Origin of the sequence: Sporolactobacillus putidus (genome assembly GCF_014647035.1) — a bacterium.
GTDB classification, from domain to species: Bacteria; Bacillota; Bacilli; order Bacillales; family Sporolactobacillaceae; genus Sporolactobacillus; species Sporolactobacillus putidus.
Window position 1 is genome coordinate 19,733 of sequence record NZ_BMOK01000017.1, and the last position, 24,406, is coordinate 44,138.

The following is a 24,406-nucleotide window of genomic DNA, read 5'->3' on the forward strand; positions in this document are numbered from 1 at the left end:
CTAACATCGGTGTAGTTGTCGGTATAGAACTCCCTTTTTCTGGGAAAACTAATCAAATAATTTTTGAACTACGGTAAGCTCAGATGTTTGGTTTGCCGATTTTTTCAATATGCTTGATTTGAGGGGTGAAATAGTTGACAGGTCAACTCGTACAATACGGACGCCACCGCCAACGCAGGAGCTACGCTCGGATTAAAGAAGTACTGGAACTCCCTAATCTTATTGAAATTCAAACCGCCTCCTATCAGTGGTTTCTTGATGAGGGCATTCGGGAAATGTTTCAGGATATTTCACCGGTGGAAGATTTTACGGGAAATCTTATTCTGGAATTTGTCGACTATAGTTTGGGAGAACCCAAATATTCCGTTGACGAAGCAAAGTCCCGCGATGTGACTTATGCTGCACCGTTGCGCGTCAAAGTTCGACTGATTAACAAAGAGACGGGTGAAGTTAAGGAACAGGAAGTATTCATGGGCGATTTCCCTCTGATGACAGAGGCGGGAACGTTTATCATTAATGGTGCGGAACGGGTCATTGTTTCACAGCTGGTACGTTCTCCAAGTGTTTACTTCAATGAAAAATTCGATAAAAACGGCAAAAAAGGTTTTGGAGCGACGGTCATTCCAAACCGGGGAGCCTGGCTTGAATATGAGACCGACGCTAAAGACGTGGCTTATGTGAGAATAGACCGCACAAGAAAAGTACCTGTGACGGTCCTTTTGCGTTCCCTCGGATTCAGCACAGATCAGGAGATTATCGATCTTCTGGGCGATGATGAGTTTCTTAGAAACACTTTGGAAAAAGATAATACGGACAGTACAGATAAAGCGCTTGTCGAAATTTACGAACGTCTTCGCCCCGGCGAACCGCCGACCGTGGAAAACGCGAAGAGTCTGCTTGAAGCTCGCTTTTTCGACCCGAAACGCTATGATTTGGCCAATGTCGGCCGCTATAAAATGAACAAGAAGCTGAACATTAAGAACAGGCTTTTCAATCAGCGGCTGGCTGAAAAACTTGTAGATCCTGAGACGGGAGAAATTGTCGCTAACGAAGGCACACTGCTCGACCGCCGGACTCTTGACAGGCTGTTGCCGACGATTGAGAAAAAACTGGGCTTTGTGGAATATACGCCTCACGAAGGTGTCATTGCCGGCCAGACGGTCAGAGTGCAGGCAATCAGCGTCTATTCGCCGCTCGATGAAGACAGGGGCAAAGTGATTAAGGTCATGGGCAACTGCGGCATTGACAAGTCTATCAAACATATCACCCCCGCGGATATTTTGTCGTCAATCAACTATTTCTTTAATCTGCTTCACGGTATTGGCGATACAGATGACATCGACCATCTCGGAAACCGCCGGCTGAGATCTGTTGGTGAATTGCTGCAGAATCAGTTCCGTATCGGCTTGTCGCGGATGGAACGCGTGATTCGTGAACGGATGTCGATCCAGGACACCAACAGCATCACACCTCAGGCGCTGATTAATATCCGGCCTGTCATCGCTTCAATCAAGGAATTCTTCGGAAGTTCGCAGCTTTCACAGTTCATGGATCAGACAAATCCTCTGGCTGAGCTGACACATAAGCGGCGGCTTTCCGCACTCGGACCAGGCGGTTTGACTAGAGAACGTGCCGGAATGGAAGTGCGCGACGTGCACTATTCGCATTACGGCCGCATGTGTCCTATTGAAACCCCTGAAGGCCCGAACATCGGTCTGATCAACTCGCTGTCCAGCTATGCGCGTGTAAATAAGTACGGTTTCATTGAAACCCCGTATCGCCGGGTCGATCCCGATACAGGCAAAGTAACGGAGCACATTGATTATCTGACGGCGGACGAAGAAGACAATTACGTCGTTGCCCAGGCGAACGCCGAACTGAACGACGATGGTTCGTTTAAGGACGATCATATACTGGCACGTTTCCGTAGTGAAAATCTCGTTGTTCACAGAGACCGCGTCGATTATATGGACGTTTCTCCGAAGCAGGTTGTCTCTGTCGCATCGGCGTGCATCCCTTTCCTTGCCAACGACGACTCCAACCGTGCGCTGATGGGTGCGAACATGCAGCGTCAGGCGGTTCCGCTTCTGCAGCCTGAGGCGCCGATTGTCGGAACCGGTATGGAATATGTATCGGCCCGTGACTCGGGAGCTGCAATCCGTTCAAAGCATCGCGGCCGCGTTGAATATGTTTCCGCAAAACAAATTAGAATCCGCACGCTTGAGACGGTTGACGGCCGGGAAACAGAAGGCGATGTAGTCGCTTATAAACTGTCAAAATTCGAGCGATCCAACCAGGGTATGTGCTACAATCAGAAGCCGATTGTTGACAAAGGGATGATTGTCGACATGGGAGAAATTATCGCCGACGGTCCTTCGATGGATCAGGGCGAACTCGCACTCGGACGCAATGTGCTTGTCGGCTTCATGACCTGGAACGGCTATAACTATGAAGATGCGGTTATTATGAGTGAGAAGCTTGTCAAAAATGACGTTTACACGTCTATTCATATTGAAGAATACGAATCGGACGCCCGCGATACAAAGCTCGGACCGGAGGATATCACTCGTGACATTCCGAATGTCGGCGAAGACGCTTTGAAAAATCTGGACGACCGGGGCATCATTCGCATCGGCGCTGAAGTTCGTGACGGTGATATTCTTGTCGGAAAAGTAACACCAAAAGGCGTTACGGAACTGACGGCGGAGGAACGCCTTCTTCACGCGATTTTTGGCGAGAAAGCACGTGAAGTGCGCGATACCTCTTTGAAAGTGCCGCACGGCGGCGGCGGTATTGTTCACGACGTTAAAATATTCACCCGGGAAGCGGGCGACGAACTCCCGCCGGGTGTCAATGAACTTGTGCGTGTCTATATTGTTCAAAAAAGAAAGATTCATGAAGGCGACAAAATGGCCGGCCGTCACGGAAACAAAGGTGTTATTTCCAAAATCTTGCCTGAAGAGGATATGCCTTTCCTGCCGAACGGACGTCCGCTTGATATCATGCTGAATCCGCTCGGTGTGCCTTCCCGAATGAATATCGGCCAGGTGCTTGAACTTCATCTTGGCATGGCTGCGCGCGAACTGGGCATTCATGTGGCAACACCGGTCTTTGACGGAGCCAGAGAAGAAGATGTCTGGAGCACATTGGAAGAAGCCGGCCTCTCAAGAGACGGGAAAACCATTCTTTACGACGGCCGAACAGGCGAACCGTTTGACAACCGTGTATCTGTAGGCGTGATGTACATGATCAAGCTGGCCCACATGGTTGACGATAAACTGCATGCCCGTTCCACAGGACCGTATTCACTGGTTACTCAGCAGCCGCTGGGAGGCAAGGCTCAATTCGGCGGTCAGCGTTTTGGTGAAATGGAAGTCTGGGCGCTTGAAGCCTATGGCTCTGCACACACACTTCAGGAAATCCTGACAGTCAAATCCGACGATGTTGTAGGACGTGTGAAAACTTACGAATCGATTGTCAAAGGTGAAAATGTTCCGGAACCGGGCGTACCGGAATCATTTAAAGTTTTGATTAAAGAACTGCAAAGCCTTGGCATGGACGTCAAAGTTTTGGCAGCCGACCATTCGGAAATTGTCATCAAGGAACTCGAAGACGAGGAAGAAACGCTTGATGACAGTCTGAACGTACAAGTCTGAAATTCGGAATCAACCTCTTCTAGTAAAACAACAGCTTGGTCAAACAACTCGGTGGCAGGATTGCCAAAACATTGAAAATAAAGGGAGGTTGCCCCCTTGCTGGATGTTAATAAATTTGAATTCATGAAGATTGGTTTAGCGTCGCCGGACAAAATCCGGTCATGGTCGCATGGTGAAGTCAAGAAACCGGAAACGATTAACTACAGAACCCTGAAGCCGGAAAAAGACGGGTTGTTCTGCGAGCGGATTTTCGGACCGACAAAAGACTGGGAATGCCACTGCGGAAAATACAAACGTGTCAGATATAAAGGTGTCGTCTGTGACCGCTGCGGCGTTGAGGTAACAAGGGCAAAAGTCCGCCGAGAAAGAATGGGCCACATCGAGCTGGCAGCTCCGGTGTCCCACATATGGTATTTCAAAGGAATTCCAAGCCGGATGGGACTTTTACTCGACATGTCTCCGAGAGCTTTGGAAGAAGTTATCTACTTCGCATCTTATGTCGTGACCGAACCTGGCGATACGCCGCTGGAGAAGAAACAGCTTCTTTCCGAAAAAGAATACCGCAACTACAGAGAAAAATACGGCAGTGCTTTTAAAGCAGGAATGGGCGCCGAGTCCATCAAAAAACTGCTGCAGGATGTCGATTTGGACAAAGAATCGAACTTGCTGCAGGAAGAACTGAAAACCGTTCAAGGACAGCGCAGGACAAGGGCTGTGAAACGTCTCGAGGTCATTGAGGCATTCCGTGAATCAGGAAACGAGCCATCATGGATGGTGCTCGATGTCCTCCCGGTGATCCCTCCGGAACTCCGTCCAATGGTCCAATTGGACGGAGGCCGGTTTGCTACTTCCGACCTGAACGACCTGTACCGCCGCGTGATCAACCGGAACAACCGCTTGAAAAGGCTGCTTGATCTAGGCGCGCCCAGCATTATTGTGCAGAATGAAAAGCGAATGCTTCAGGAAGCAGTAGATTCACTGATCGATAACGGCCGCCGCGGGCGTCCTGTCACGGGGCCGGGCAACCGTCCGCTGAAGTCCCTCTCCCATATGCTTAAGGGAAAGCAGGGACGCTTCCGCCAGAACCTGCTGGGCAAACGTGTGGACTATTCGGGCCGTTCAGTTATAGCTGTAGGGCCAAGTCTGCAGATGTACCAATGCGGACTCCCGAAGGAAATGGCACTTGAGCTGTTCAAACCTTTCGTTATGAAAGAATTGGTCAGCCGCGGGATTGCTAATAACATCAAAAGCGCCAAACGGAAGGTTGAAAAAGTTCACCCGGATGTATGGGGTGTTCTTGAAGATGTCATCAAGGAGCATCCGGTTCTTCTGAACCGGGCGCCAACGCTGCACCGGCTGGGCATTCAGGCTTTCGAACCGAGAATCGTTGAAGGTCGTGCCATCCGCCTCCATCCGCTCGTGTGTACGGCATACAACGCCGACTTCGATGGCGACCAGATGGCTGTTCACGTTCCGCTTTCAACCGAAGCTCAGGCTGAAGCCCGTCTGCTGATGCTCGGCGCGCAGAACATTTTGAATCCAAAAGACGGCAAGCCGATCGTTACCCCTTCCCAGGACATGGTGCTCGGCAACTATTATCTGACGCTTGAAAGAAAAGGCGCTGTCGGTGAAGGAAAAGTATTCAAAGATGCGAATGAAGTCATGCTGGCTTATCATAACGGCTTTGTTCACCTGCATTCACGGATCGCCATTCCGGCATTGTCCGTTCATAACCATACTTTTACCGAAGAGCAAAATAAACAGTATCTGCTGACGACAGTGGGCAAGCTGATTTTCAATCGCATTCTGCCTCCGTCTTTTCCATATATTAACGAACCGACGGATCACAACCTTCAGCTCGCCACACCGGACAAATATTTCATACCAATGGGTTCAGACATAGCGAAGGAGATTTCCGGACGTGAAGAGATCCCTCCGTTTAAGAAGGGCTATCTCGGACACATCATTGCTGAAGTATTTAAACGCTATAAAGTCACGGAAACTTCCAAGTTTCTCGACCGGCTGAAGGCCCTGGGCTTCCAATATTCGACAAAGGCGGGAATTACCGTCGGCGTTTCCGACGTTATCGTGCTTCCTGAGAAAAAGGAAATCCTCGACAAGGCGGAAGAAGATGTACAGAAAGTAATGAAACAGTTCCGCAGGGGCTTGATCACGGAGGACGAGCGTTATGAACGGGTCGTCGGTATCTGGAGCGATGCCAAGGATACCATTCAATCCAAACTGATGGACTCTCTTGCGAAAACCAATCCGATTTTCATGATGAGCGACTCCGGAGCCCGTGGTAATGCGTCGAACTTTACGCAGCTGGCAGGAATGCGCGGGCTGATGGCCGATCCATCCGGCCGAATCATTGAATTGCCGATCATTTCGAGTTTCCGTGAAGGGCTGACGGTTCTGGAATACTTTATTTCAACACACGGAGCCCGGAAGGGACTGGCCGACACGGCTCTGAAAACTGCGAACTCAGGTTATCTGACTCGCCGTCTGGTCGATGTCGCTCAGGACGTTATCGTCAGAGAAGAGGACTGCGGTACAGACCGCGGTATTGTGGTTCGGGCAATCCGCGAAGGCAGCGAAGAAATTGAAAGCCTGTATGACCGTTTGGTCGGCCGTACGGCAAACCAGACGGTTTACCATCCGGAAACCGACGAGCTGCTTGTTAATAAAGGCGAGCTGATCAATGAAGATGTTGCGGCGAAGATCGTCGACGCCGGCATTGAGGAAGTCGAAATTCGCACGGTCTTTACTTGCGAAACGCGGCACGGTGTCTGCAAGAAGTGCTATGGCCGCAATCTGGCAACCGGTTCTGAAGTTGAGGTCGGCGAAGCTGTCGGCATTATTGCCGCGCAGTCCATCGGTGAGCCGGGTACGCAGCTGACCATGCGCACATTCCATACGGGAGGCGTGGCCGGCGACGACATCACTCAAGGTCTTCCGCGTATTCAAGAATTGTTTGAAGCCCGGAATCCAAAGGGGCAGGCGGCCATATCGGAAATCAACGGTGTCGTGACCGTAGTCAGTGAATTGAAGGATAAGAGGGAAGTAACGGTTAAGGGTGATCTTGAAACAAGGCATTACACGGTTCCGCTGAGCGCGCGCATGAAAGTGATGGAAGGAACGGAGATTAAAGCCGGAGAACCGTTGACCGAAGGTTCGATTGACCCGAAAGAGCTGCTTCATGTTGTGGGATTGCAAGGCGTGCAGAACTACCTGCTGCGTGAAGTGCAGAAAGTTTACCGGATGCAGGGTGTGGAAATCGGCGACAAGCACGTTGAAGTTATGGTGCGCCAGATGATGCGGAAGATTCGCGTCGTCGAAAGCGGAGATACTTCCGTTCTTCCGGGAGCGCTCGTTGACGTTCATCGGTTTAAAGAAGACAACCGTGAAGTGCTCCTTCATCGCAAGGCTCCGGCAACCGGCCATCCGGTGCTTCTCGGTATTACCAAGGCAGCTCTCGAAACGGATTCGTTCCTGTCTGCAGCTTCATTCCAGGAAACCACTCGCGTGCTGACCGATGCGGCGATCAAAGGAAAAGTGGATGAACTGCTCGGCCTGAAAGAGAATGTCATTATCGGCAAACTGATTCCTGCCGGAACGGGTATGCCGAAGTACCGGAACGTCGTTATTGAGACCGAAGACAAAGAGGGAACGAACACTGAAAGCGCCCCGCGAGACGAAGCGCTGATCAACCAGGAAGGTTAAACAAGGTGTTGACAACAGGGAACGCCTGGTGCTATTATAGCTGAGTGTTCTTGAACACTTGTTGCTTTGGAGGATGCTGCGATGTCTTATGATAAAGTGGCACAAGCAAAAAACGGAATTATTATTGGTACGAAACAAGCGCTGAAGGCAATGAGAGAAAACCGGGTTAAAGAGGTTGTCATTGCTGAAGATGCAGATCTTCGTGTAACCAGTAAAGTGCTGACACTTGCGGAAGAATTAGATGTTCCGGTTTGCACCGTGGACTCTATGAAGAAACTTGGTCAGGCTTGCGGCATTGAAGTCGGGGCCTCGGCCGTTGCAATAAAAAGATAATGTTTTTGCAAGAGAGAAATCTTTTGCAAAAACACTTTTTTGCGCGAAAAAGGAACCGCCTGGATCAGTGGGTTTAGAAATTTGAAAGGAGGAACAGGTAAATGCCTACAATTAATCAATTAATTCGTCAAGGACGCCAGTCCAAAATCAAAAAGTCAACATCACCTGCTCTGAACAGGGGATACAACAGTTTCAAGAAATCATTGACCAATGACTTTGCACCGCAGAAAAGAGGAGTGTGCACGCGTGTTGGCACACTGACTCCTAAAAAACCTAACTCTGCCCTGCGCAAATATGCCCGTGTCCGTCTGTCGAACAACATTGAAGTGAATGCCTACATTCCGGGAATCGGACACAATCTGCAGGAACACAGTGTCGTTCTGATTCGCGGAGGACGTGTCAAGGACCTTCCTGGTGTGCGCTACCATATTATTCGCGGCGCACTTGATACGGCCAGTGTTGTTGATCGTAAACAGGGCCGTTCAAAATACGGTGCCAAGAAACCTAAGGGATAATCATTGAACTGAAACAGGAAGGAGGAATTTCCATGCCTAGAAAAGGCCCAGTCGAAAGACGAGATGTTTTACCTGATCCACTATATAATTCAAAGTTGGTCACACGTCTGATCAACCGTATCATGAAAGATGGAAAAAGAGGAAAGGCTCAGACCATCCTTTATCAATCCTTTGATTTAATCAAGGAACGAACGAACCAGGAACCTATGGAAGTATTTGAACAGGCGCTTAAGAACGTCATGCCGGTTCTCGAAGTCAAGGCACGCCGTGTCGGGGGTTCCAACTATCAGGTACCGGTTGAAGTCCGCCCGGAACGCCGGACGACTTTAGGTCTGCGTTATCTTGTCAATTATTCAAGACTGCGCGGCGAAAAAACGATGATTGAAAGATTAGCCAATGAAATCATCGATGCTTCCAATAACACCGGCGCGTCTGTGAAGAAGCGCGAAGATATGCATAAGATGGCGGAAGCCAATAAGGCTTTTGCTCATTATCGTTGGTAACACCAACAAATAGCAGGAAGGAGTGAAAACCATGGCGAGGGATTTCTCCTTGGAGAAAACGCGCAATATCGGAATTATGGCACACATTGATGCCGGTAAAACGACAACGACCGAACGCATTCTTTTTTATTCCGGACGTATCCATAAAATTGGCGAGACCCATGAAGGGGCTTCGCAAATGGACTGGATGGATCAGGAAAAAGAGCGTGGCATTACGATCACATCTGCCGCAACAACCGCTCAATGGAAAAATCATCGAATCAACATTATCGACACCCCGGGGCACGTGGACTTTACCGTTGAAGTTGAACGCTCACTGCGTGTACTTGACGGAGCCGTAACGGTTCTCGATGCTCAGTCGGGTGTTGAACCTCAGACAGAAACCGTCTGGCGCCAAGCAACGACCTATGGTGTTCCGAGAATTGTGTTTGTCAATAAAATGGACAAAATCGGTGCGGATTTCCTGTACTCATGCAAAACGTTGCATGAACGTCTGCAGGCAAACGCCCATCCGATTCAGCTTCCGATGGGGGCTGAAGACAATTATAAAGGCGAAATCGATCTGGTCGGCATGCAGGCATTCATCTATGAAGATGACCTGGGGTCAATTGTCGAAGCAGAAGAGATTCCTGATGAATACAAGGATCAGGCCGAAGAATATCATGACAAACTGATTGAAGCGGTTGCCGATGTTGATGATGACATCATGGAAAAGTATCTTAACGGCGATGAAATCACCAAAGAAGAACTGAAAGCAGCGATCCGCAAAGCAACTTGTGCCGTCAAGTTTTATCCTGTTCTGTGTGGAACAGCGTTCAAGAATAAAGGCGTTCAGCACGTACTGGACGCAGTTATTGATTACCTGCCGTCTCCGCTCGATGTACCGCCAATTAAGGGTACACTCCCGGATTCCGGAGAAGAAGTTGAACGCGCCGCAGATGACAACGCCCCATTTGCAGCTTTGGCATTCAAAGTTATGACCGATCCTTTTGTCGGCAAGCTGACATTCTTCCGTGTTTATTCCGGAACGGCTGAAGCCGGATCTTATGTTCAAAACTCGACAAAGGATTCACGTGAACGCCTTGGCCGTATTTTGCTGATGCACGCCAATCACCGTAGCGAAATCAAAAAGGTTTACTCCGGAGATATCGCTGCAGCGGTCGGGCTGAAGAACACAACAACCGGTGATACGCTTTGTGATGAAGGCAGTCTTATTGTCCTCGAATCGATGGAATTTCCGGATCCGGTCATTCATGTTGCCATCGAACCAAAGTCGAAGGCAGACCAGGATAAAATGGGTATCGCTTTGGCAAAACTTGCTGAAGAGGATCCAACCTTCAAAACGAAGACGGATGAGGAAACCGGTCAAACGATTATTGGCGGTATGGGCGAGCTTCACCTCGATATCATCGTTGATCGCCTGCGCCGCGAATTCAAAGTGGACGCCAACGTCGGCGCTCCGCAGGTTGCTTATCGTGAAACGCTCACGAAAGCAGGCAGGGCGGAAGGCAAGTTCATCCGTCAGTCCGGTGGCCGCGGGCAGTACGGACACGTCTGGATCGAATTCGAGCCGCTCAAAGAAGGCGAAGGATTTGTTTTTGAAAACAAAATCGTCGGCGGCGTCGTTCCTCGCGAGTACATCCCTGCGGTCGAGGCAGGTTTGAAAGAAGCCCTGCAGAACGGACTTCTTGCCGGATATCAGCTTATCGATGTCAAGGCAAGCCTGGTTGACGGATCCTATCACGATGTTGATTCAAGTGAAATGGCGTTCAAAATCGCTGCTTCGATGGCGCTGAAAGCATCCAAGAATATCTGTGCACCGGTTATCCTGGAACCGATCATGAAAGTAGAAGTCAGCATGCCTGAAGAATACCTTGGCGATATTATGGGCGACATAACCAGTCGGCGCGGACGTGTGGACGGGATGGAAGCGCGTGCGGGTGCTCAGGTTGTCAGTGCCCATGTGCCTCTGGCAGAAATGTTCGGCTATGCGACAACTCTTCGTTCGGCCACTCAGGGACGTGGAACATTTACGATGCAGTTCGATCATTACGAAGAAGTTCCGAAGAGCGTCAGTGAAGAGATTATTAAAAAGAATACCGGTGAATAACAACCGGTATTCATCGATAGGCACATTGTCACAACTTTTGTTTTATTGTAAGCTAAGGACGACGGCTTGTACCTGCCGGATTCCTTACTGCATATAAATTAAAAAAATTTGCTTTGAATTTAAAGGAGGATATAAATTCCATGGCTAAAGAACATTATGAACGTACAAAACCGCATGTTAACATCGGTACAATTGGTCACGTCGACCACGGCAAAACAACCTTGACCGCTGCGATTACAACCGTGCTGGCCAAGCAAGGCAAAGCACAGGCCCGTGCATATGATACCATCGACGGCGCTCCGGAAGAGCGGGAACGCGGAATCACGATTTCGACGGCTCACGTTGAATATGAGACGGACACCCGTCACTATGCACACGTTGACTGCCCAGGACACGCCGACTATGTCAAGAACATGATCACCGGCGCTGCTCAAATGGACGGTGCGATTCTTGTTGTATCTGCAGTCGATGGCCCGATGCCTCAGACACGCGAACACATTCTGCTCGCTCATCAGGTTGGTGTTCCTGCGATCATCGTTTTCCTGAACAAGACGGACCAGGTGGATGATCCGGAACTTCTTGAACTGGTTGAAATGGAAGTTCGCGATCTTCTCACTGAATATGATTATCCGGGCGACGATGTACCGGTTATTAAGGGTTCGGCACTGAAGGCATTGCAGGGCGATCCTGAAGAAGAAAAACATATCCTTGAATTGATGGATGCAGTTGACGACTACATTCCGACTCCTGTTCGTGAAAACGACAAGCCGTTCATGATGCCGGTCGAAGACGTTTTCTCAATCACAGGCCGTGGTACGGTTGCAACCGGACGTGTTGAACGCGGAACGGTTAAAATCGGTGATGAAGTTGAAATCCTCGGTTTGACTGATGCACCTAAGAAAAGCATTGTTACAGGCGTTGAAATGTTCCGCAAGACTCTGGACTATGCTGAAGCAGGCGACAACATCGGCGCACTGCTGCGCGGTGTTGACCGTGAAGGCGTTGAACGCGGCCAGGTACTGATTAAACCGGGTACGGTTACTGCACACAAAAAATTCAAAGCTCAGGTTTACGTTCTGAAGAAAGAAGAAGGCGGCCGTCATACTCCGTTCTTCACCAACTACCGTCCACAGTTCTATTTCAGAACAACCGATGTTACAGGAACGATCACGCTGCCGGAAGGCACTGAAATGGTTATGCCTGGTGACAACGTTACGATGGACGTTGAACTGCTCGCTCCGATCGCTATTGAACAAGGTACGAAGTTCTCAATCCGCGAAGGCGGACGTACCGTCGGTGCCGGATCTGTTTCAGAAATCGTTGAATGATTAAAGTAATAAAAAGGGGTGTCCTGAAAAGGGCGCCCCTTTTTGAGTACAGAAAACCGTAAAATATTGATTTTTTTGCAGGAACTTCCTATAATGAAACAGTTGTTGATAAAAAAGCAAAGTTATGCGCCTTGCCTTGTGTCTTTCAATCATGTATAATAGTGAGGTTGGTTTGCAGCAATGATGCGGAAGGTTGCGGATACACCCGGCTCCTTTGCCAAGGCGGGTTAGACGGATATTTCCGCGGAGCAAGTCTGTTTTTGAAAAATGGACGAAAAAAGGAGGGAATGTAACATGGCAAAGCAAAAGATTCGCATTCGTTTAAAAGCATATGATCACCGTATTTTGGATCAGTCCGCTGAGAAAATCGTGGAAACGGCAAAACGTTCGGGAGCAAAGGTGTCCGGACCGATTCCGCTTCCTACTGAAAAATCGGTTTATACGATTCTGCGAGCGGTACACAAATACAAAGATTCGCGTGAACAATTCGAAATGCGCACACACAAACGCTTAGTTGATATTGTTGAGCCAACACCGCAGACGGTTGATTCGTTGATGAGACTGGATCTTCCGTCAGGTGTAGACATTGAAATCAAGCTATAAATCAAATTCATTACAATTAGGAGGTGTTACGGATGACCAAAGGAATCTTAGGCAAAAAAGTCGGCATGACACAGATCTTCGCTGAAAATGGCGATGTGATCCCTGTAACGGTTGTCGACGTGTCCGGCAACGTTGTTCTTCAAAAGAAGACCGCTGAAACGGACGGATACGAAGCCGTACAGCTTGGCTTTGACAGCACGAAAGCATCGCTGATTACCAAGCCGGCAAAAGGCCACGCGGAAAAAGCAAAGGCAGAACCTAAGCGCTTCATTAAGGAAATCCGTGATGTAAATCTTGACGAGTATGAACTCGGCCAGGAAATCACAGCAGACACATTCAAATCTGGAGATATCGTCGACGTTACGGGAACTTCAAAAGGTAAAGGATTCCAGGGCCCGATCAAACGCAACAATCAGTCGCGCGGTCCGATGACTCATGGTTCCCGCTATCATCGCCGTCCCGGTTCAATGGGTGTTATCGACCCTGCACATACCTTTAAGGGTAAGCATTTGGCCGGCCGTATGGGCGGAGAAACGGTTACGGTACAAAATCTTGTCATTGCCAAAGTTGATTTGGAACGCAAGCTTATTCTTATCCGGGGTAATGTGCCGGGCGCAAAGAAAAGCTATATTACTATAAAAACTGCTGAAAAAGCAGTAGAAGCCAAATAAGAAGGGAGGATACTTCCATGCCAAAATTAACTGTATTTAATCAAAAGGGTGCTGAAGTAGGAAATGTGGAATTAGCCGATGCCGTTTTCGGGATTGAACCTAATGAACATGTTTTGTACCAGGCAATTGTTATGCAGCAAGCTTCACAGCGTCAAGGCACGCATGCTGTAAAAAATCGTTCGGCCGTACGCGGCGGCGGTCGCAAACCGTGGCGCCAGAAAGGAACCGGCCGTGCCCGTCAGGGTTCAATACGTTCTCCTCAATGGGTCGGCGGCGGTACCGTATTCGGCCCGACTCCGCGCAGCTACAGCTATAAGCTTCCTAAGAAGGTACGCCGTCTGGCAATCCGTTCGGCATTGTCCGGCAAAGTCAGCGACAAAGATCTGATCGTACTGGACAGCCTCTCTTTTGAAGCGCCGAAAACAAAAGAATTTGTTTCCGTATTAAAGAATCTTTCGGTATCAGAAAAAGCATTGATTGTTACAAATGATTATGACGAAACGGTAGCTTTATCCTCGCGCAATATACCGGATGTGAAAGTTCTGACGGTTCCCGAGGTTAACGTCCTGGATGTTGTCGCCCATGGCAAACTGATTGTCACTAAGGAAGCTGCCGAAAAGCTTGAGGAGGTGCTTGGATAATGAAGGATCCACGCGATATCATTAAGCGCCCCGTGCTGACTGAACGGACGACCGATCAGATGGCCGATAAAAAATATACGTTTGACGTTGATCTTCGGGCCAACAAGTCTGAAATCAGACGCGCGGTTGAAGCCATTTTCGACGTGAAAGTCGTTAAAGTCAATACGATAAACGTAAAGGGCAAGCCGAAACGCTACGGCCGCTATTCAGGCTACACCGTAAGACGAAAGAAAGCCATTGTCACTTTGACGCCTGAAAGCAAAGAACTTAATTTCTTCGACGGCGAATGAGCATCATTAAAGAAGGAGGTCAATAACCGTGCCACTTAAAAAGTACAAACCGACGTCCAACGGCCGCAGAAATATGAGCTCGCTGGATTTCGCTGAAATTACAACAAACACGCCGGAAAAATCATTGCTTAAAGCATTGCCGAAAAAAGCCGGCCGCAACAATCAAGGCAAACTGACGGTGCGCCACCAGGGCGGCGGTCATAAGCGCCAGTACCGTATCATTGATTTCAAGCGCAACAAGGATGGTGTTCCGGGCCGGATTGCAACGATTGAATATGATCCGAACCGTACGGCAAACATCGCGCTCGTGCATTATGCAGATGGAGAAAAACGGTACATCATTGCTCCGAAAGGCATTCAGGTCGGGACAGAAATCATGTCCGGTACAGAAGCCGATATCAAGACCGGAAATGCACTTCCGCTGAAAAATATTCCTGTAGGTACCACGGTTCACAACATCGAGCTGAAACCGGGCAAGGGCGGTCAGCTGGTCCGCTCTGCAGGGACTTCTGCCCAGATTCTGGGCAAGGAAGGCAAGTATGTTCTTGTCCGCCTTGTATCCGGTGAAGTACGGATGATTCTGGAAACGTGCCGGGCTACGATCGGCCAAGTTGGCAACCTGGAACATGAACTTGTATCTGTAGGCAAGGCCGGCCGCACACGCTGGAAGGGCGTTCGCCCGACTGTCCGCGGATCCGTCATGAACCCGAACGATCACCCGCACGGTGGTGGCGAAGGAAAGGCACCTGTCGGACGCAAATCGCCGATGTCGCCATGGGGCAAGCCGACAATGGGCTACAAAACACGCAAGAAGAAGAATGCTTCTGAACAGTTTATTATCAGACATCGCAAAAAATAATTGTGGATAGATACATTATTTTGGAAGGAGGCCTACCAATGAGCCGAAGCCTGAAAAAAGGACCTTTTGTCGATGATCACCTGATGACAAAAGTTGTTGCTTTAAACGAAAAAGACGAAAAACGAGTCATCAAGACTTGGTCGCGCCGTTCAACTATTTTCCCGGAATTCATCGGTCATACCATTGCCGTATATGACGGCCGCAAGCACGTGCCGGTTTACATTACGGAAGACATGGTAGGACATAAGCTTGGGGAATTTGCCCCGACCAGAACGTACCGCGGACATGTATCTTCCGATAAGAAAACAAGCGCCCGCTAACGAAAGGAGGAACTATGATGCAAGCAAAAGCTGTTGCTAAACAAATTCGTATTGCTCCCCGTAAGGCGCGTCTTGTTATCGATCTTATCAGGGGCAAAGATGTCGGCTACGCGATGGCCGTTCTTAAAAACACGCAAAGAGCCGCATCTCCGATTATTGAAAAAGTACTGAAATCCGCGATTGCCAATGCGGAACATAACTATGATATGGATACGGAAGACTTGTATGTTGAAAAAGCGTTCGTGGATGAAGGAGCAACGCTCAAGCGTTTCCGTCCGCGCGCTCAGGGACGGGCGAGCAAAATCAACAAGCGCACAAGCCACATAACGATTATCGTATCGGAAAAAAAGGAGGGATAATGCGTGGGTCAGAAAATTAATCCAATAGGATTCAGGATCGGAATTATTCGGGATTGGGAATCCAAATGGTATGCTGATAAAAACTATGCGGAATATCTTCATGAAGATATCAAGATTCGCAAATATGTTGAAAACAGACTGAAAGACGCTGCGGTCTCATCCATCGAACTGGAACGTGCGGCCAATCGGATCAACATCACCATAAAGACGGCAAAACCGGGCATGGTCATCGGTAAAGGCGGATCCGAAGTAGAGGAACTGAGAAAAGCACTGAACAACCTGACCGGAAAACGTGTTCACGTCAATATTTTCGAGATTAAACAGGCCGATCTTGATGCCAAACTGGTGGCAGAAAACATCGCCCGTCAGCTGGAAGGCCGAATCTCCTGGAGACGCGCTCAGAAACAGACGCTGCAGAGAGCAATGAGAGCCGGAGCAAAAGGTATCAAGACCCAGGTTGCTGGACGCTTAGGCGGAGCCGATATGGCCCGGACGGAAGACTACAGCGAGGGCACTGTTCCGCTGCATACTTTGCGGGCCGATATTGACTACGGAACTGCAGAAGCAGATACGACTTACGGCAAGATCGGTGTTAAAGTATGGATTTATCGCGGAGAGGTCCTTCCGACGAAAGGAACGAACAATAAGGAAGGAGGCAAATAATTATGTTAATGCCAAAACGTGTAAAATATCGCAGACAGCATCGCGGCAGAATGCGCGGTAAGACAAAGGGCGGCGCTACGGTGACTTTTGGTGAATACGGATTGCAGGCTCTGGAATCCGCTTGGATTACGAGCCGCCAGATCGAAGCCGCACGTATCGCCATGACACGTTTTATGAAACGTGGCGGGAAAGTCTGGATCAACATTTTTCCTCAGAAATCATATACAAAGAAACCACTTGATGTCCGTATGGGTTCCGGTAAAGGTGCTCCTGAAGGATGGGTGGCTGTTGTAAAACCGGGACGTGTGATGTTTGAAGTCGGCGGCATTTCTGAAGAAGTAGCGAATGAGGCACTGAGACTTGCGGGCCATAAACTGCCGATTAAAACGAAGATCGTGAAACGTGAAGAAGTGGGTGGTGACGCAAATGAAGGCTGAAGAAATTCGTAATTTGACCACTGCTGAGGTTGAACAGAACGTTAAGTCTTTGAAAGAAGAGTTATTTAATCTGCGTTTTCAGCTCGCTACCGGACAATTGGAAAACCCCGCTCGCATTCGTGAAGTTCGGAAATCCATTGCCCGTGCGAAAACAATTTTGCGTGAACGTGAACTGAATGTTCAAAACGGCTGAGAAGGAGGTTATCTGAATGGCAGAAGAAACACGCAATAATGACCGCAAAGTCCTGGTCGGACGCGTAGTCTCGGATAAAATGGACAAAACCATTACAGTTCTGGTTGAAACGTACAAGAACCATCGGCTCTATGGCAAACACGTGAAATATTCGAAAAAGTTCAAGACACATGATGAAAAGAATCAGGCAAAAGTCGGCGATATCGTTGAAATCATGGAGACTCGCCCGCTTTCGAAAGATAAACGTTTTCGTCTTGTGAAAATCGTAGAGGAATCCGTTATCATCTGATCTTTCGGCTTAATACCGGGGATCGAAGGGAGGTCGCATTTTAATGATTCAGCAGGAAAGCCGTTTGAAAGTTGCCGATAATTCAGGTGCCCGTGAAGTCCTGACCATTAAAGTTCTGGGAGGATCCGGTCGGAAGACAGCGAATATCGGTGATGTCATTGTTGCTTCGGTCAAACAAGCAACACCAGGTGGCGTTGTTAAGAAAGGCGAAGTGGTTAAAGCAGTCGTTGTCCGCACAAGACAAGGAGTCAGGCGTTCGGACGGTTCCTACATCCGCTTCGATGAGAATGCCGTTGTTCTGATCCGTGAGGACAAGAGCCCACGCGGGACGCGTATTTTCGGGCCGGTTGCCCGTGAACTGCGCGACGGCCAGTTTATGAAAATTGTATCTCTTGCACCGGAAGTATTGTAATTCTGAATGGTCAGGGAAAAGGAGGTGGCACTTAACATGGCGAAACTGCATGTGAAAAAAGGCGACAAGGTTCAGGTAATATCCGGTAAGGACAAAGGCAAGCAAGGCGTGATTCTCGCTGCTTACCCGGCAAAAGAGCGCGTGCTTGTCGAGGGTGTCAATATCGTAAAGAAACACTCAAAACCGAATCAGGCGAGTCCCCAGGGCGGGATTCTTGAACACGAAGCGCCGATTCACGTATCAAATGTTATGCTGCTTGATCCAAAAACGAATGAACCTACACGAGTAGGCCACAAAATAGTAGACGGAAAGAAAGTACGCGTTTCAAAAAAAACAGGCGAAGTTATAGATAAATAAAAACGTCTCTGAAAGGAGGTAAACGCATGGGCCGTTTCAAAGAAAAATATGAAAAAGAAGTTGTCCCTGCTTTAATTGATAAATTTAAGTATACATCGGTAATGCAGGTTCCTGAAATCAAGAAAGTCGTTATTAACATGGGTGTTGGAGAGGCCGTCCACAATTCCAAAGTTCTGGACAGCGCAGTCGAGGATCTGACCGCACTGTCCGGGCAGAAGCCGGTCATCACACGCGCAAAGAAGTCAATTGCTGCTTTCAAGCTGCGTGAAGGTGTTGCGATCGGTGCAAAAGTGACACTCAGAAAAGAGCGTATGTATGATTTTCTGGATAAACTGATCTCCGTTGCTCTGCCTCGGGTTCGCGATTTCCGCGGTATTTCGAAGAAAGCATTTGACGGTCGCGGAAACTATACGCTGGGTATCCGTGAACAGTTAATTTTTCCGGAAATTGATTACGATAAAATCGACAAAGTACGCGGCATGGATATTGTGATCGTCACATCGGCGAAGACCGATGAGGAAGCGGCGGCTCTGCTTACGCTGCTCGGTATGCCGTTTGCAAAATAATAATCGAAAAGGAGGATATGAATCTTGGCAAAAAAATCAATGCTTGTATCTGCACACCGGCCGAAAAAATTCAAAGTGCAGGAATACACACGCTGTGAACGTTGCGGACGTCCTCATTCGGTTCTCAGGAAATTCAAATTATGCAGAATTTGCTTCCGCGAGCTCGCGTATAAAGGACAGATTCCCGGCGTTAAAAAATCCAGCTGGTAAAATATTAGGTATTAGGGAAGGAGGTCGATTTGCATGGTCATGACAGATCCTATTGCAGATATGCTGACCCGTATTCGTAACGCAAATATTGTTCGGCACGAACAAATTGAGCTGCCCGGTTCCAGAGTCAAAAGAGAAATCGCTGAAATTCTGAAACGTGAAGGGTTTATAAAAGATGTTGAATATGTGGAAGACAACAAGCAGGGCGTGCTCCGTTTGTTTCTGAAATACGGTGGTAATAAAGAGCGTGTGATTTCAGGGCTGAAAAGAATCAGCAAACCAGGGCTTCGGGTTTATGCGAAAGCAGATGAAGTTCCGAAGGTCCTTGGCGGTCTGGGAATTGCTATTGTCTCGACATCAAAAGGGATTATTACGGATAAAGAAGCCCGTCAGCAGCAGGTTGGCGGAGAAGTACTTGCCTACGTTTGGTAATCTGGAAACAAGAATGGAGGTGTCCCCATGTCTCGTATTGGCTTAAGACCAACAGTCGTTCCTGAAAGCGTGACGGTTACGATTGACGGCCAGAAGGTGACGGTCAAAGGACCTAAAGGTGAATTATCACGCAGCTTTCACCCGGATATGATCATTAAGCATGAAGATAATGAAATCAGAGTTGCCAGACCTGATGATTCCAATCAGCATCGCGCTCTGCACGGAACAACCAGCAGCCTGATCAGCAACATGGTTGAAGGGGTAACAAAGGGATTCACAAAGAATCTTGAGCTTGTCGGTGTCGGTTATCGGGCAAGCAAACAAGGCAAAAATCTGATCCTGAATGTCGGCTATTCCCATCCTGTGGAAATCGTTCCGGAACAGGGTATTGAGATCAATGTAGAAGGCAACAACAAGGTAATAGTAAGCGGCATTGACAAGCAGCGCGTCGGCGAGGTTGCGGCAAACATCCGCTCGGTTCGCTCACCTGAACCCTATAAGGGCAAAGGTATTCGTTATGAAGGCGAACATGTCCGCCGCAAAGAAGGAAAAACAGGTAAGTAAGTTTCATCGTTTTCCGGAAGCTGTTTGATTTCGCTTACCGCGCAGCTAATTTTTATGGTCTATAAATGATAAGAAGAAAGGAGCGATAGTGCATGATTACCAAAAAGGATAAAAATGCCATTCGTCAGAAAAGGCATCTGCACGTCCGCCACCGTATTGTCGGGACGGCAGAACGCCCGCGTTTAAATGTTTTTCGATCATCCAAGAATATATATGCCCAGTTGATCGACGACACCAAGGGTGTTACGGTTGTTTCTTCCTCAACGATCGACAAGGCTTTTGATCTTGAAAAAGGCAGCAACATCGAAGCAGCGAAAAAAGTCGGCGAACTGATTGGCCAGCGCGCTCTGGAAAAGGGTATTGAAGCTGTCGTTTTTGATCGGAGCGGCTACCTTTATCACGGACGTATTCAGGCTCTTGCCGATGGCGCTCGGGAAGCCGGACTTAAATTCTAATTACAAGGAGGGGAATCCATGGCTAACAATGATCGCAACAAATCAGAATTTGAAGAACGCGTCGTGACGATCAACCGCGTTGCGAAGGTAGTGAAAGGCGGACGCCGTTTCCGTTTTGCAGCTCTGGTCGTTGTCGGTGATAAAAAAGGCAACGTCGGTTTCGGACAGGGAAAGGCTCACGAAGTGCCGGAAGCGATCCGCAAAGCGATTGAAGACGCGAAGAAAAATGTATTTAACGTACCGATTGTCAATACGACGATTCCGCATCAGGTTGTCGGACATTCCGGAGCAGGAAGCGTGCTCTTAAAACCCGCTTCAGAAGGTACAGGAATAATTGCCGGCGGGCCTGTCCGCGCCGTGCTTGAACTGTCTGGACTCGGCGACATTCTTTCGAAATCACTCGGATCGAACAATCCGATCAACATGGTCCGAGCAACTGTTGAGGGCCTGAAAAGCCTGAAACGTGTTGAGCATGTTGCCAAACTTCGTGGAAAATCTGTTGAAGAGCTGTTGGGATAAGGAGGGAGCAAAATGGCAAATAAACTGGAAATTACCCTCAAACACAGCGTGATCGGCCACCCTGAATCACAGCGGGTAACGGTGAGAACGCTTGGTCTTAGAAAAACCTATCAGACGGTCATCCAGGAAGACAATCCCGCTATTCGCGGAATGATCCAAAAAGTCTCCCATCTGCTGGCGGTTCGTGAACTGAACGATTAATGGAAAAATACTGAGAATAAGGAGGTGCCAAGATGAAACTCCATGAATTAAAACCGGCTGAAGGTTCCCGTTTTACTAGAAAAAGGGTAGGGCGCGGGTATGGTTCCGGACTTGGCAAAACATCCGGCCGAGGACAAAAAGGACAGAAGGCCCGTTCAGGCGGCAATGTCCGTCCGGGGTTTGAAGGCGGACAGCTGCCTTTGCTTCAGACATTGCCTAAAAGAGGATTCAAGAATCCGACCCGTAAAGTTTATTCGATTGTCAATCTTGATAAATTGAATCGCTTTGAAAACGGAACGGAAGTTACACCGGAACTCCTGCTTGAAACACGCGTGATCAGGAAACTGAATGATGGTGTCAAGGTTCTGGGCGAGGGCAAACTTGAGGCTAAACTGATTGTTAAGGCACAAAAATTTTCTGCTTCTGCCAAAGAGGCAATTGAAGCTGCCGGCGGAAACATTGAGGTGATCTGATGTTTCAAGTACTTTCCAGCATGTGGCGAGAGGCTGAAATACGTCGAAAGATCATATTTACTCTGTTGATGCTTATTGTGTTTCGGATCGGGACATTTATTCCCGTTCCTGACATCAACAGCAGTCTGATTAACATTAGCGATTCCAGCGCTTTTGGCCTGTTCAATACCTTTGGCGGCGGCGCACTGCAGAACTTCTCGATCATTTCGATGGGCGTCATGCCCTATATCACTTCATCCATTATCGTTCAGCTTTTACAGATGGATGTTGTCCCCAAATTGACCGAATGGTCGAAACAGGGGGAAATGGGAAGAAGGAAGCTGAATCAGCTGACTCGATATGGAACGATAGTACTTGGATTCATCGAAGCAATTGGTCTCTCATACGGGTTTAATCAAAATTTTCCCGGGCTGGTCGTTAATCCGAACATCTGGACCTACCTCATTATTGCATCGGTACTGACCGCTGGCACAGCGTTTCTGATGTGGCTCGGTGATCAGATTACGGCTTATGGCGTAGGAAACGGAATTTCAATTATTATTTTCGCCGGCATTGTGGCACGGATCCCGACGGCGGTCAATCAGATCTATGCCCAGCGTTTTGCATCCTCAACCAACACGTTCATGGAAATTCTCAGTTTGCTTGCCATGATTGCTGTTGTACTGTTGATCGTCATTGGAACGATTTTCGTACAGCAAGGGATGCGGAAAATTCCGATTCAGTATGCGAAAAGAACAATCGGAACGAAAACGTACAGTGTCGAACCTACGCATTTACCAATCAAAGTAAATGCGGCCGGAGTCATTCCGGTCATCTTTGCTATATCGCTTATGATTACACCGCCGACTATTGCCCGTTTCTTCCATAGCAACGCTTTTACAGATTGGGTGGTTCGCATTTTTGATTACTCAACGGTCTATGGAATGATTATCTATGCAGCCCTGATCATCGCTTTCACCTATTTCTATACGTTCGTGCAGGTCAATCCGGAAAAAATGGCAAAGAATCTTGGGGAACAGGGCGGCTATATTCCGGGAATTCGTCCCGGTAAGAGCACGGAAAAGTACATCACCAAGATCTTGTACCGCCTCACTTTCCTTGGAGCGATTTTTCTGGCAGCTATCTCATTGCTTCCGATTGTTTTCGGCCAGCTTGGCGGTTTGCCGGCGAGCGCCCGAATCGGCGGAACCAGTCTGCTGATCGTTGTCGGCGTTGCACTGGATACTATGAAGCGTATTGAAAGCCAGTTGGTGAAGAAAAATTATCAAGGTTTCATTAAGAGATAATCGAATTACGGCAAAAGAGTCTGGAGGGAGTAGCATGAATTTAATTTTAATGGGACTTCCGGGAGCCGGAAAGGGAACTCAAGCTGAACGTATTGTTGACCATTACGGATTTCCGCATATCTCAACGGGAGACATGTTTCGTCAGGCGATTAAAGACGGCACGGCACTCGGAAAGCAGGCGAAAGCCTTTATGGATAAAGGCGCACTTGTGCCGGACGAAGTGACGATCGGTATCGTTCGTGAGCGTTTGGCAAAAGCGGACTGCAAAAACGGGTTTCTACTAGACGGTTTTCCGAGAACAGTACAGCAGGCCGAAGCGCTTGAAGCCATAATGGCGGATATCGAAGATAAAATTGATGCTGTTCTTTATATTCATGTAGATCCGGAAAAATTGCTGGCGCGCCTGACCGGACGCCGGATATGCGCGAATTGCGGCGCCACCTATCATCTGACGTTCAATCCTCCGAAACAGGAAGGGATTTGTGACCGGTGCGGCGGTCCGTTGAAGCAGCGGGCGGATGACAGCGAAGAAACGGTGCATGAACGGCTCCAGGTCAATATAAAGCAGCAGCAGCCGCTCATCGATTTTTATCAGGAAAAAGGATTATTGAAAACGGTGAATGGCGATCAGCCGATTGAAACGGTTTTTCAGGATGTTTCCGCGGTGCTGGGAGCTTTCGCTGAATGATAAGGTTGAAAACCGAGAATGAAATCGCCAAAATTCGACGTGCGGGTAAGATAGTTGCCCAAACGCTTGAAAAACTGCGGCAGGTTATTGAACCGGGCGTATCGACGATTGAACTCGATGCACTGGCAGAGCGCTCGATAAGGAACGCAGGAGCGAAGCCATCTTTTAAAGGCTATGACGGGTTTTCAAACAGTATTTGCACATCTGTTAACAATCAGTTGGCTCACGGCATTCCCGGTTCCTATGTTCTGAAGGACGGAGACATCATCAGCATTGATATTGGTGCACAGTATGACGGCTTTCACGCAGACTCAGCCTGGACTTATCCGGTGGGTGAAGTATCCGGATCCGTCCGCAGGCTGCTCAATGCGACGAAAGACGCGTTGTATCAGGGCATCGCAGAAGCAAGACCGAAAGCCCGTCTGACGAACATCTCACATGCGATTCAAAATTGTGCTGAGTCGAACGGATTTTCCGTGGTACGTGAGCTGACCGGCCACGGTGTCGGTCGGGAGCTCCACGAAGATCCTGATGTACCCAATTACGGCATTCCCGGCTGCGGTCCGATGCTTAGGCCTGGAATGGTTCTTGCAATTGAACCGCTCATCAATGAGGGAAGCCGTAACATCTATATTGTCGAGGATGATGGCTGGACCATTCTGACACAGGATGGAAAAAGGTGTGCTCATTTCGAACATACTTTGGTGATTACTGAAAATGGAAATGAGATCTTGACAAAGCAATAGGTGA

The 24,406-nt window shown here is 48.6% G+C and carries 31 protein-coding genes; all 31 read left to right on the forward strand.

The genetic code is table 11. From position 1 onward, the window contains the following. Positions 1 to 134: 134 nt before the first annotated feature. The 31 genes from rpoB (at position 135) to map (ending at position 24,402) form a co-directional block, all read left to right on the forward strand. A complete protein-coding gene (gene rpoB / locus IEX81_RS14765; RefSeq protein WP_188804687.1) occupies positions 135 to 3,656 on the forward strand; it encodes a DNA-directed RNA polymerase subunit beta in 3,522 nt (1,173 codons plus the stop codon). Between the two features lie 96 nt (positions 3,657 to 3,752). Next, on the forward strand, positions 3,753 to 7,379 hold the full coding sequence (gene rpoC, locus IEX81_RS14770) for a DNA-directed RNA polymerase subunit beta' (protein ID WP_188804689.1): 3,627 nt from the start codon (positions 3,753 to 3,755) through the stop codon (positions 7,377 to 7,379). Positions 7,380 to 7,460: 81 nt separating this feature from the next. Continuing rightward, positions 7,461 to 7,712, forward strand: a complete 252-nt coding sequence (locus tag IEX81_RS14775; protein WP_188804691.1) for a 50S ribosomal protein L7ae-like protein — start codon at positions 7,461 to 7,463, stop codon at positions 7,710 to 7,712. A 101-nt stretch (positions 7,713 to 7,813) separates the two neighbouring features. Then, positions 7,814 to 8,227: a 30S ribosomal protein S12 gene (gene rpsL / locus IEX81_RS14780; protein WP_188804693.1), complete on the forward strand. Its 414-nt coding sequence runs from the start codon at positions 7,814 to 7,816 to the stop codon at positions 8,225 to 8,227. Between the two features lie 32 nt (positions 8,228 to 8,259). Next, a complete protein-coding gene (rpsG, locus tag IEX81_RS14785; protein ID WP_188804695.1) occupies positions 8,260 to 8,730 on the forward strand; it encodes a 30S ribosomal protein S7 in 471 nt (156 codons plus the stop codon). Positions 8,731 to 8,761: 31 nt separating this feature from the next. Then, positions 8,762 to 10,840: an elongation factor G gene (fusA, locus tag IEX81_RS14790; protein ID WP_188804697.1), complete on the forward strand. Its 2,079-nt coding sequence runs from the start codon at positions 8,762 to 8,764 to the stop codon at positions 10,838 to 10,840. Positions 10,841 to 10,980: 140 nt separating this feature from the next. Continuing rightward, on the forward strand, positions 10,981 to 12,168 hold the full coding sequence (gene tuf, locus IEX81_RS14795; protein WP_188804699.1) for an elongation factor Tu: 1,188 nt from the start codon (positions 10,981 to 10,983) through the stop codon (positions 12,166 to 12,168). A gap of 294 nt (positions 12,169 to 12,462) precedes the next feature. Beyond that, a complete protein-coding gene (rpsJ, locus tag IEX81_RS14800) occupies positions 12,463 to 12,771 on the forward strand; it encodes a 30S ribosomal protein S10 (RefSeq protein WP_188804701.1) in 309 nt (102 codons plus the stop codon). 32 nt (positions 12,772 to 12,803) lie between these two features. Beyond that, complete coding sequence (rplC, locus tag IEX81_RS14805) at positions 12,804 to 13,442, forward strand: 50S ribosomal protein L3 (protein WP_188804703.1); 639 nt, start codon at positions 12,804 to 12,806, stop codon at positions 13,440 to 13,442. Positions 13,443 to 13,459: 17 nt separating this feature from the next. Beyond that, the gene (gene rplD / locus IEX81_RS14810) at positions 13,460 to 14,083 is read left to right on the forward strand and encodes a 50S ribosomal protein L4 (RefSeq protein ID WP_188804705.1); all 624 of its coding nucleotides are present in this window, start codon (positions 13,460 to 13,462) and stop codon (positions 14,081 to 14,083) included. Continuing rightward, entirely contained in the window at positions 14,083 to 14,373 is a 291-nt protein-coding gene (rplW, locus tag IEX81_RS14815) for a 50S ribosomal protein L23 (RefSeq protein WP_188804707.1), read from the forward strand. Before rplD ends, rplW begins: the two co-directional genes overlap by 1 nt. Before the next feature lie 28 nt (positions 14,374 to 14,401). Continuing rightward, entirely contained in the window at positions 14,402 to 15,232 is an 831-nt protein-coding gene (gene rplB, locus IEX81_RS14820; protein WP_188804709.1) for a 50S ribosomal protein L2, read from the forward strand. Positions 15,233 to 15,270: 38 nt separating this feature from the next. Then, positions 15,271 to 15,552 carry a 30S ribosomal protein S19 gene (rpsS, locus tag IEX81_RS14825; RefSeq protein WP_188804711.1) on the forward strand — a complete coding sequence of 94 codons (282 nt, stop codon included), beginning with the start codon at positions 15,271 to 15,273 and terminating at the stop codon, positions 15,550 to 15,552. Between the two features lie 17 nt (positions 15,553 to 15,569). Continuing rightward, positions 15,570 to 15,911 (forward strand): 50S ribosomal protein L22, encoded by a 342-nt coding sequence (gene rplV / locus IEX81_RS14830; RefSeq protein ID WP_188804713.1) that lies wholly within the window; start codon positions 15,570 to 15,572, stop codon positions 15,909 to 15,911. A 3-nt stretch (positions 15,912 to 15,914) separates the two neighbouring features. Next, complete coding sequence (rpsC, locus tag IEX81_RS14835; protein ID WP_188804716.1) at positions 15,915 to 16,574, forward strand: 30S ribosomal protein S3; 660 nt, start codon at positions 15,915 to 15,917, stop codon at positions 16,572 to 16,574. 2 nt (positions 16,575 to 16,576) lie between these two features. Next, positions 16,577 to 17,011: a 50S ribosomal protein L16 gene (gene rplP / locus IEX81_RS14840; RefSeq protein WP_188804718.1), complete on the forward strand. Its 435-nt coding sequence runs from the start codon at positions 16,577 to 16,579 to the stop codon at positions 17,009 to 17,011. After that, positions 17,001 to 17,204, forward strand: coding sequence for a 50S ribosomal protein L29 (gene rpmC / locus IEX81_RS14845; RefSeq protein WP_188804720.1), 204 nt, complete (start codon positions 17,001 to 17,003; stop codon positions 17,202 to 17,204). The genes rplP and rpmC overlap by 11 nt, the downstream gene beginning before the upstream one ends. Before the next feature lie 16 nt (positions 17,205 to 17,220). After that, complete coding sequence (gene rpsQ / locus IEX81_RS14850) at positions 17,221 to 17,493, forward strand: 30S ribosomal protein S17 (protein WP_188804723.1); 273 nt, start codon at positions 17,221 to 17,223, stop codon at positions 17,491 to 17,493. A 43-nt stretch (positions 17,494 to 17,536) separates the two neighbouring features. Next, positions 17,537 to 17,905: a 50S ribosomal protein L14 gene (rplN, locus tag IEX81_RS14855; RefSeq protein ID WP_188804725.1), complete on the forward strand. Its 369-nt coding sequence runs from the start codon at positions 17,537 to 17,539 to the stop codon at positions 17,903 to 17,905. Positions 17,906 to 17,950: 45 nt separating this feature from the next. After that, positions 17,951 to 18,262, forward strand: a complete 312-nt coding sequence (gene rplX / locus IEX81_RS14860; RefSeq protein ID WP_188804779.1) for a 50S ribosomal protein L24 — start codon at positions 17,951 to 17,953, stop codon at positions 18,260 to 18,262. A gap of 26 nt (positions 18,263 to 18,288) precedes the next feature. After that, entirely contained in the window at positions 18,289 to 18,828 is a 540-nt protein-coding gene (gene rplE, locus IEX81_RS14865; RefSeq protein ID WP_188804727.1) for a 50S ribosomal protein L5, read from the forward strand. Positions 18,829 to 18,852: 24 nt separating this feature from the next. Then, positions 18,853 to 19,038 carry a type Z 30S ribosomal protein S14 gene (locus IEX81_RS14870; RefSeq protein ID WP_130032512.1) on the forward strand — a complete coding sequence of 62 codons (186 nt, stop codon included), beginning with the start codon at positions 18,853 to 18,855 and terminating at the stop codon, positions 19,036 to 19,038. Between the two features lie 33 nt (positions 19,039 to 19,071). Then, a complete protein-coding gene (rpsH, locus tag IEX81_RS14875; RefSeq protein ID WP_188804729.1) occupies positions 19,072 to 19,470 on the forward strand; it encodes a 30S ribosomal protein S8 in 399 nt (132 codons plus the stop codon). 27 nt (positions 19,471 to 19,497) lie between these two features. Then, positions 19,498 to 20,034 carry a 50S ribosomal protein L6 gene (gene rplF / locus IEX81_RS14880; RefSeq protein WP_188804730.1) on the forward strand — a complete coding sequence of 179 codons (537 nt, stop codon included), beginning with the start codon at positions 19,498 to 19,500 and terminating at the stop codon, positions 20,032 to 20,034. 92 nt (positions 20,035 to 20,126) lie between these two features. Continuing rightward, positions 20,127 to 20,489 carry a 50S ribosomal protein L18 gene (gene rplR / locus IEX81_RS14885; RefSeq protein ID WP_188804732.1) on the forward strand — a complete coding sequence of 121 codons (363 nt, stop codon included), beginning with the start codon at positions 20,127 to 20,129 and terminating at the stop codon, positions 20,487 to 20,489. Between the two features lie 18 nt (positions 20,490 to 20,507). Continuing rightward, positions 20,508 to 21,008, forward strand: coding sequence for a 30S ribosomal protein S5 (rpsE, locus tag IEX81_RS14890; protein ID WP_188804734.1), 501 nt, complete (start codon positions 20,508 to 20,510; stop codon positions 21,006 to 21,008). Positions 21,009 to 21,020: 12 nt separating this feature from the next. Continuing rightward, the gene (rpmD, locus tag IEX81_RS14895) at positions 21,021 to 21,209 is read left to right on the forward strand and encodes a 50S ribosomal protein L30 (RefSeq protein WP_188804736.1); all 189 of its coding nucleotides are present in this window, start codon (positions 21,021 to 21,023) and stop codon (positions 21,207 to 21,209) included. Between the two features lie 32 nt (positions 21,210 to 21,241). Beyond that, positions 21,242 to 21,682: a 50S ribosomal protein L15 gene (rplO, locus tag IEX81_RS14900; protein ID WP_188804739.1), complete on the forward strand. Its 441-nt coding sequence runs from the start codon at positions 21,242 to 21,244 to the stop codon at positions 21,680 to 21,682. Beyond that, positions 21,682 to 22,968: a preprotein translocase subunit SecY gene (gene secY, locus IEX81_RS14905; RefSeq protein ID WP_188804741.1), complete on the forward strand. Its 1,287-nt coding sequence runs from the start codon at positions 21,682 to 21,684 to the stop codon at positions 22,966 to 22,968. The genes rplO and secY overlap by 1 nt, the downstream gene beginning before the upstream one ends. 34 nt (positions 22,969 to 23,002) lie before the next feature. Then, positions 23,003 to 23,656, forward strand: coding sequence for an adenylate kinase (locus tag IEX81_RS14910; protein WP_188804743.1), 654 nt, complete (start codon positions 23,003 to 23,005; stop codon positions 23,654 to 23,656). Continuing rightward, positions 23,653 to 24,402: a type I methionyl aminopeptidase gene (gene map, locus IEX81_RS14915; RefSeq protein WP_188804745.1), complete on the forward strand. Its 750-nt coding sequence runs from the start codon at positions 23,653 to 23,655 to the stop codon at positions 24,400 to 24,402. The genes IEX81_RS14910 and map overlap by 4 nt, the downstream gene beginning before the upstream one ends. The last annotated feature ends 4 nt before the right edge of the window (positions 24,403 to 24,406 follow it).

Bases quoted from the DNA above. Each gene is read 5' to 3' on its own strand.
- IEX81_RS14775 (WP_188804691.1), top strand. From the start codon at position 7,461: ATGTCTTATGATAAAGTGGCACAAGCAAAAAACGGAATTATTATTGGT.
- rpsL (WP_188804693.1), top strand. From the start codon at position 7,814: ATGCCTACAATTAATCAATTAATTCGTCAAGGACGCCAGTCCAAAATC.
- rpsG (WP_188804695.1), top strand. From the start codon at position 8,260: ATGCCTAGAAAAGGCCCAGTCGAAAGACGAGATGTTTTACCTGATCCA.
- fusA (WP_188804697.1), top strand. From the start codon at position 8,762: ATGGCGAGGGATTTCTCCTTGGAGAAAACGCGCAATATCGGAATTATG.
- tuf (WP_188804699.1), top strand. From the start codon at position 10,981: ATGGCTAAAGAACATTATGAACGTACAAAACCGCATGTTAACATCGGT.
- rpsJ (WP_188804701.1), top strand. From the start codon at position 12,463: ATGGCAAAGCAAAAGATTCGCATTCGTTTAAAAGCATATGATCACCGT.
- rplC (WP_188804703.1), top strand. From the start codon at position 12,804: ATGACCAAAGGAATCTTAGGCAAAAAAGTCGGCATGACACAGATCTTC.
- rplD (WP_188804705.1), top strand. From the start codon at position 13,460: ATGCCAAAATTAACTGTATTTAATCAAAAGGGTGCTGAAGTAGGAAAT.
- rplW (WP_188804707.1), top strand. From the start codon at position 14,083: ATGAAGGATCCACGCGATATCATTAAGCGCCCCGTGCTGACTGAACGG.
- rpsS (WP_188804711.1), top strand. From the start codon at position 15,271: ATGAGCCGAAGCCTGAAAAAAGGACCTTTTGTCGATGATCACCTGATG.
- rplV (WP_188804713.1), top strand. From the start codon at position 15,570: ATGCAAGCAAAAGCTGTTGCTAAACAAATTCGTATTGCTCCCCGTAAG.
- rplP (WP_188804718.1), top strand. From the start codon at position 16,577: ATGTTAATGCCAAAACGTGTAAAATATCGCAGACAGCATCGCGGCAGA.
- rpmC (WP_188804720.1), top strand. From the start codon at position 17,001: ATGAAGGCTGAAGAAATTCGTAATTTGACCACTGCTGAGGTTGAACAG.
- rpsQ (WP_188804723.1), top strand. From the start codon at position 17,221: ATGGCAGAAGAAACACGCAATAATGACCGCAAAGTCCTGGTCGGACGC.
- rplN (WP_188804725.1), top strand. From the start codon at position 17,537: ATGATTCAGCAGGAAAGCCGTTTGAAAGTTGCCGATAATTCAGGTGCC.
- rplE (WP_188804727.1), top strand. From the start codon at position 18,289: ATGGGCCGTTTCAAAGAAAAATATGAAAAAGAAGTTGTCCCTGCTTTA.
- rpsH (WP_188804729.1), top strand. From the start codon at position 19,072: ATGGTCATGACAGATCCTATTGCAGATATGCTGACCCGTATTCGTAAC.
- rplF (WP_188804730.1), top strand. From the start codon at position 19,498: ATGTCTCGTATTGGCTTAAGACCAACAGTCGTTCCTGAAAGCGTGACG.
- rplR (WP_188804732.1), top strand. From the start codon at position 20,127: ATGATTACCAAAAAGGATAAAAATGCCATTCGTCAGAAAAGGCATCTG.
- rpsE (WP_188804734.1), top strand. From the start codon at position 20,508: ATGGCTAACAATGATCGCAACAAATCAGAATTTGAAGAACGCGTCGTG.
- rpmD (WP_188804736.1), top strand. From the start codon at position 21,021: ATGGCAAATAAACTGGAAATTACCCTCAAACACAGCGTGATCGGCCAC.
- rplO (WP_188804739.1), top strand. From the start codon at position 21,242: ATGAAACTCCATGAATTAAAACCGGCTGAAGGTTCCCGTTTTACTAGA.
- secY (WP_188804741.1), top strand. From the start codon at position 21,682: ATGTTTCAAGTACTTTCCAGCATGTGGCGAGAGGCTGAAATACGTCGA.
- IEX81_RS14910 (WP_188804743.1), top strand. From the start codon at position 23,003: ATGAATTTAATTTTAATGGGACTTCCGGGAGCCGGAAAGGGAACTCAA.
- map (WP_188804745.1), top strand. From the start codon at position 23,653: ATGATAAGGTTGAAAACCGAGAATGAAATCGCCAAAATTCGACGTGCG.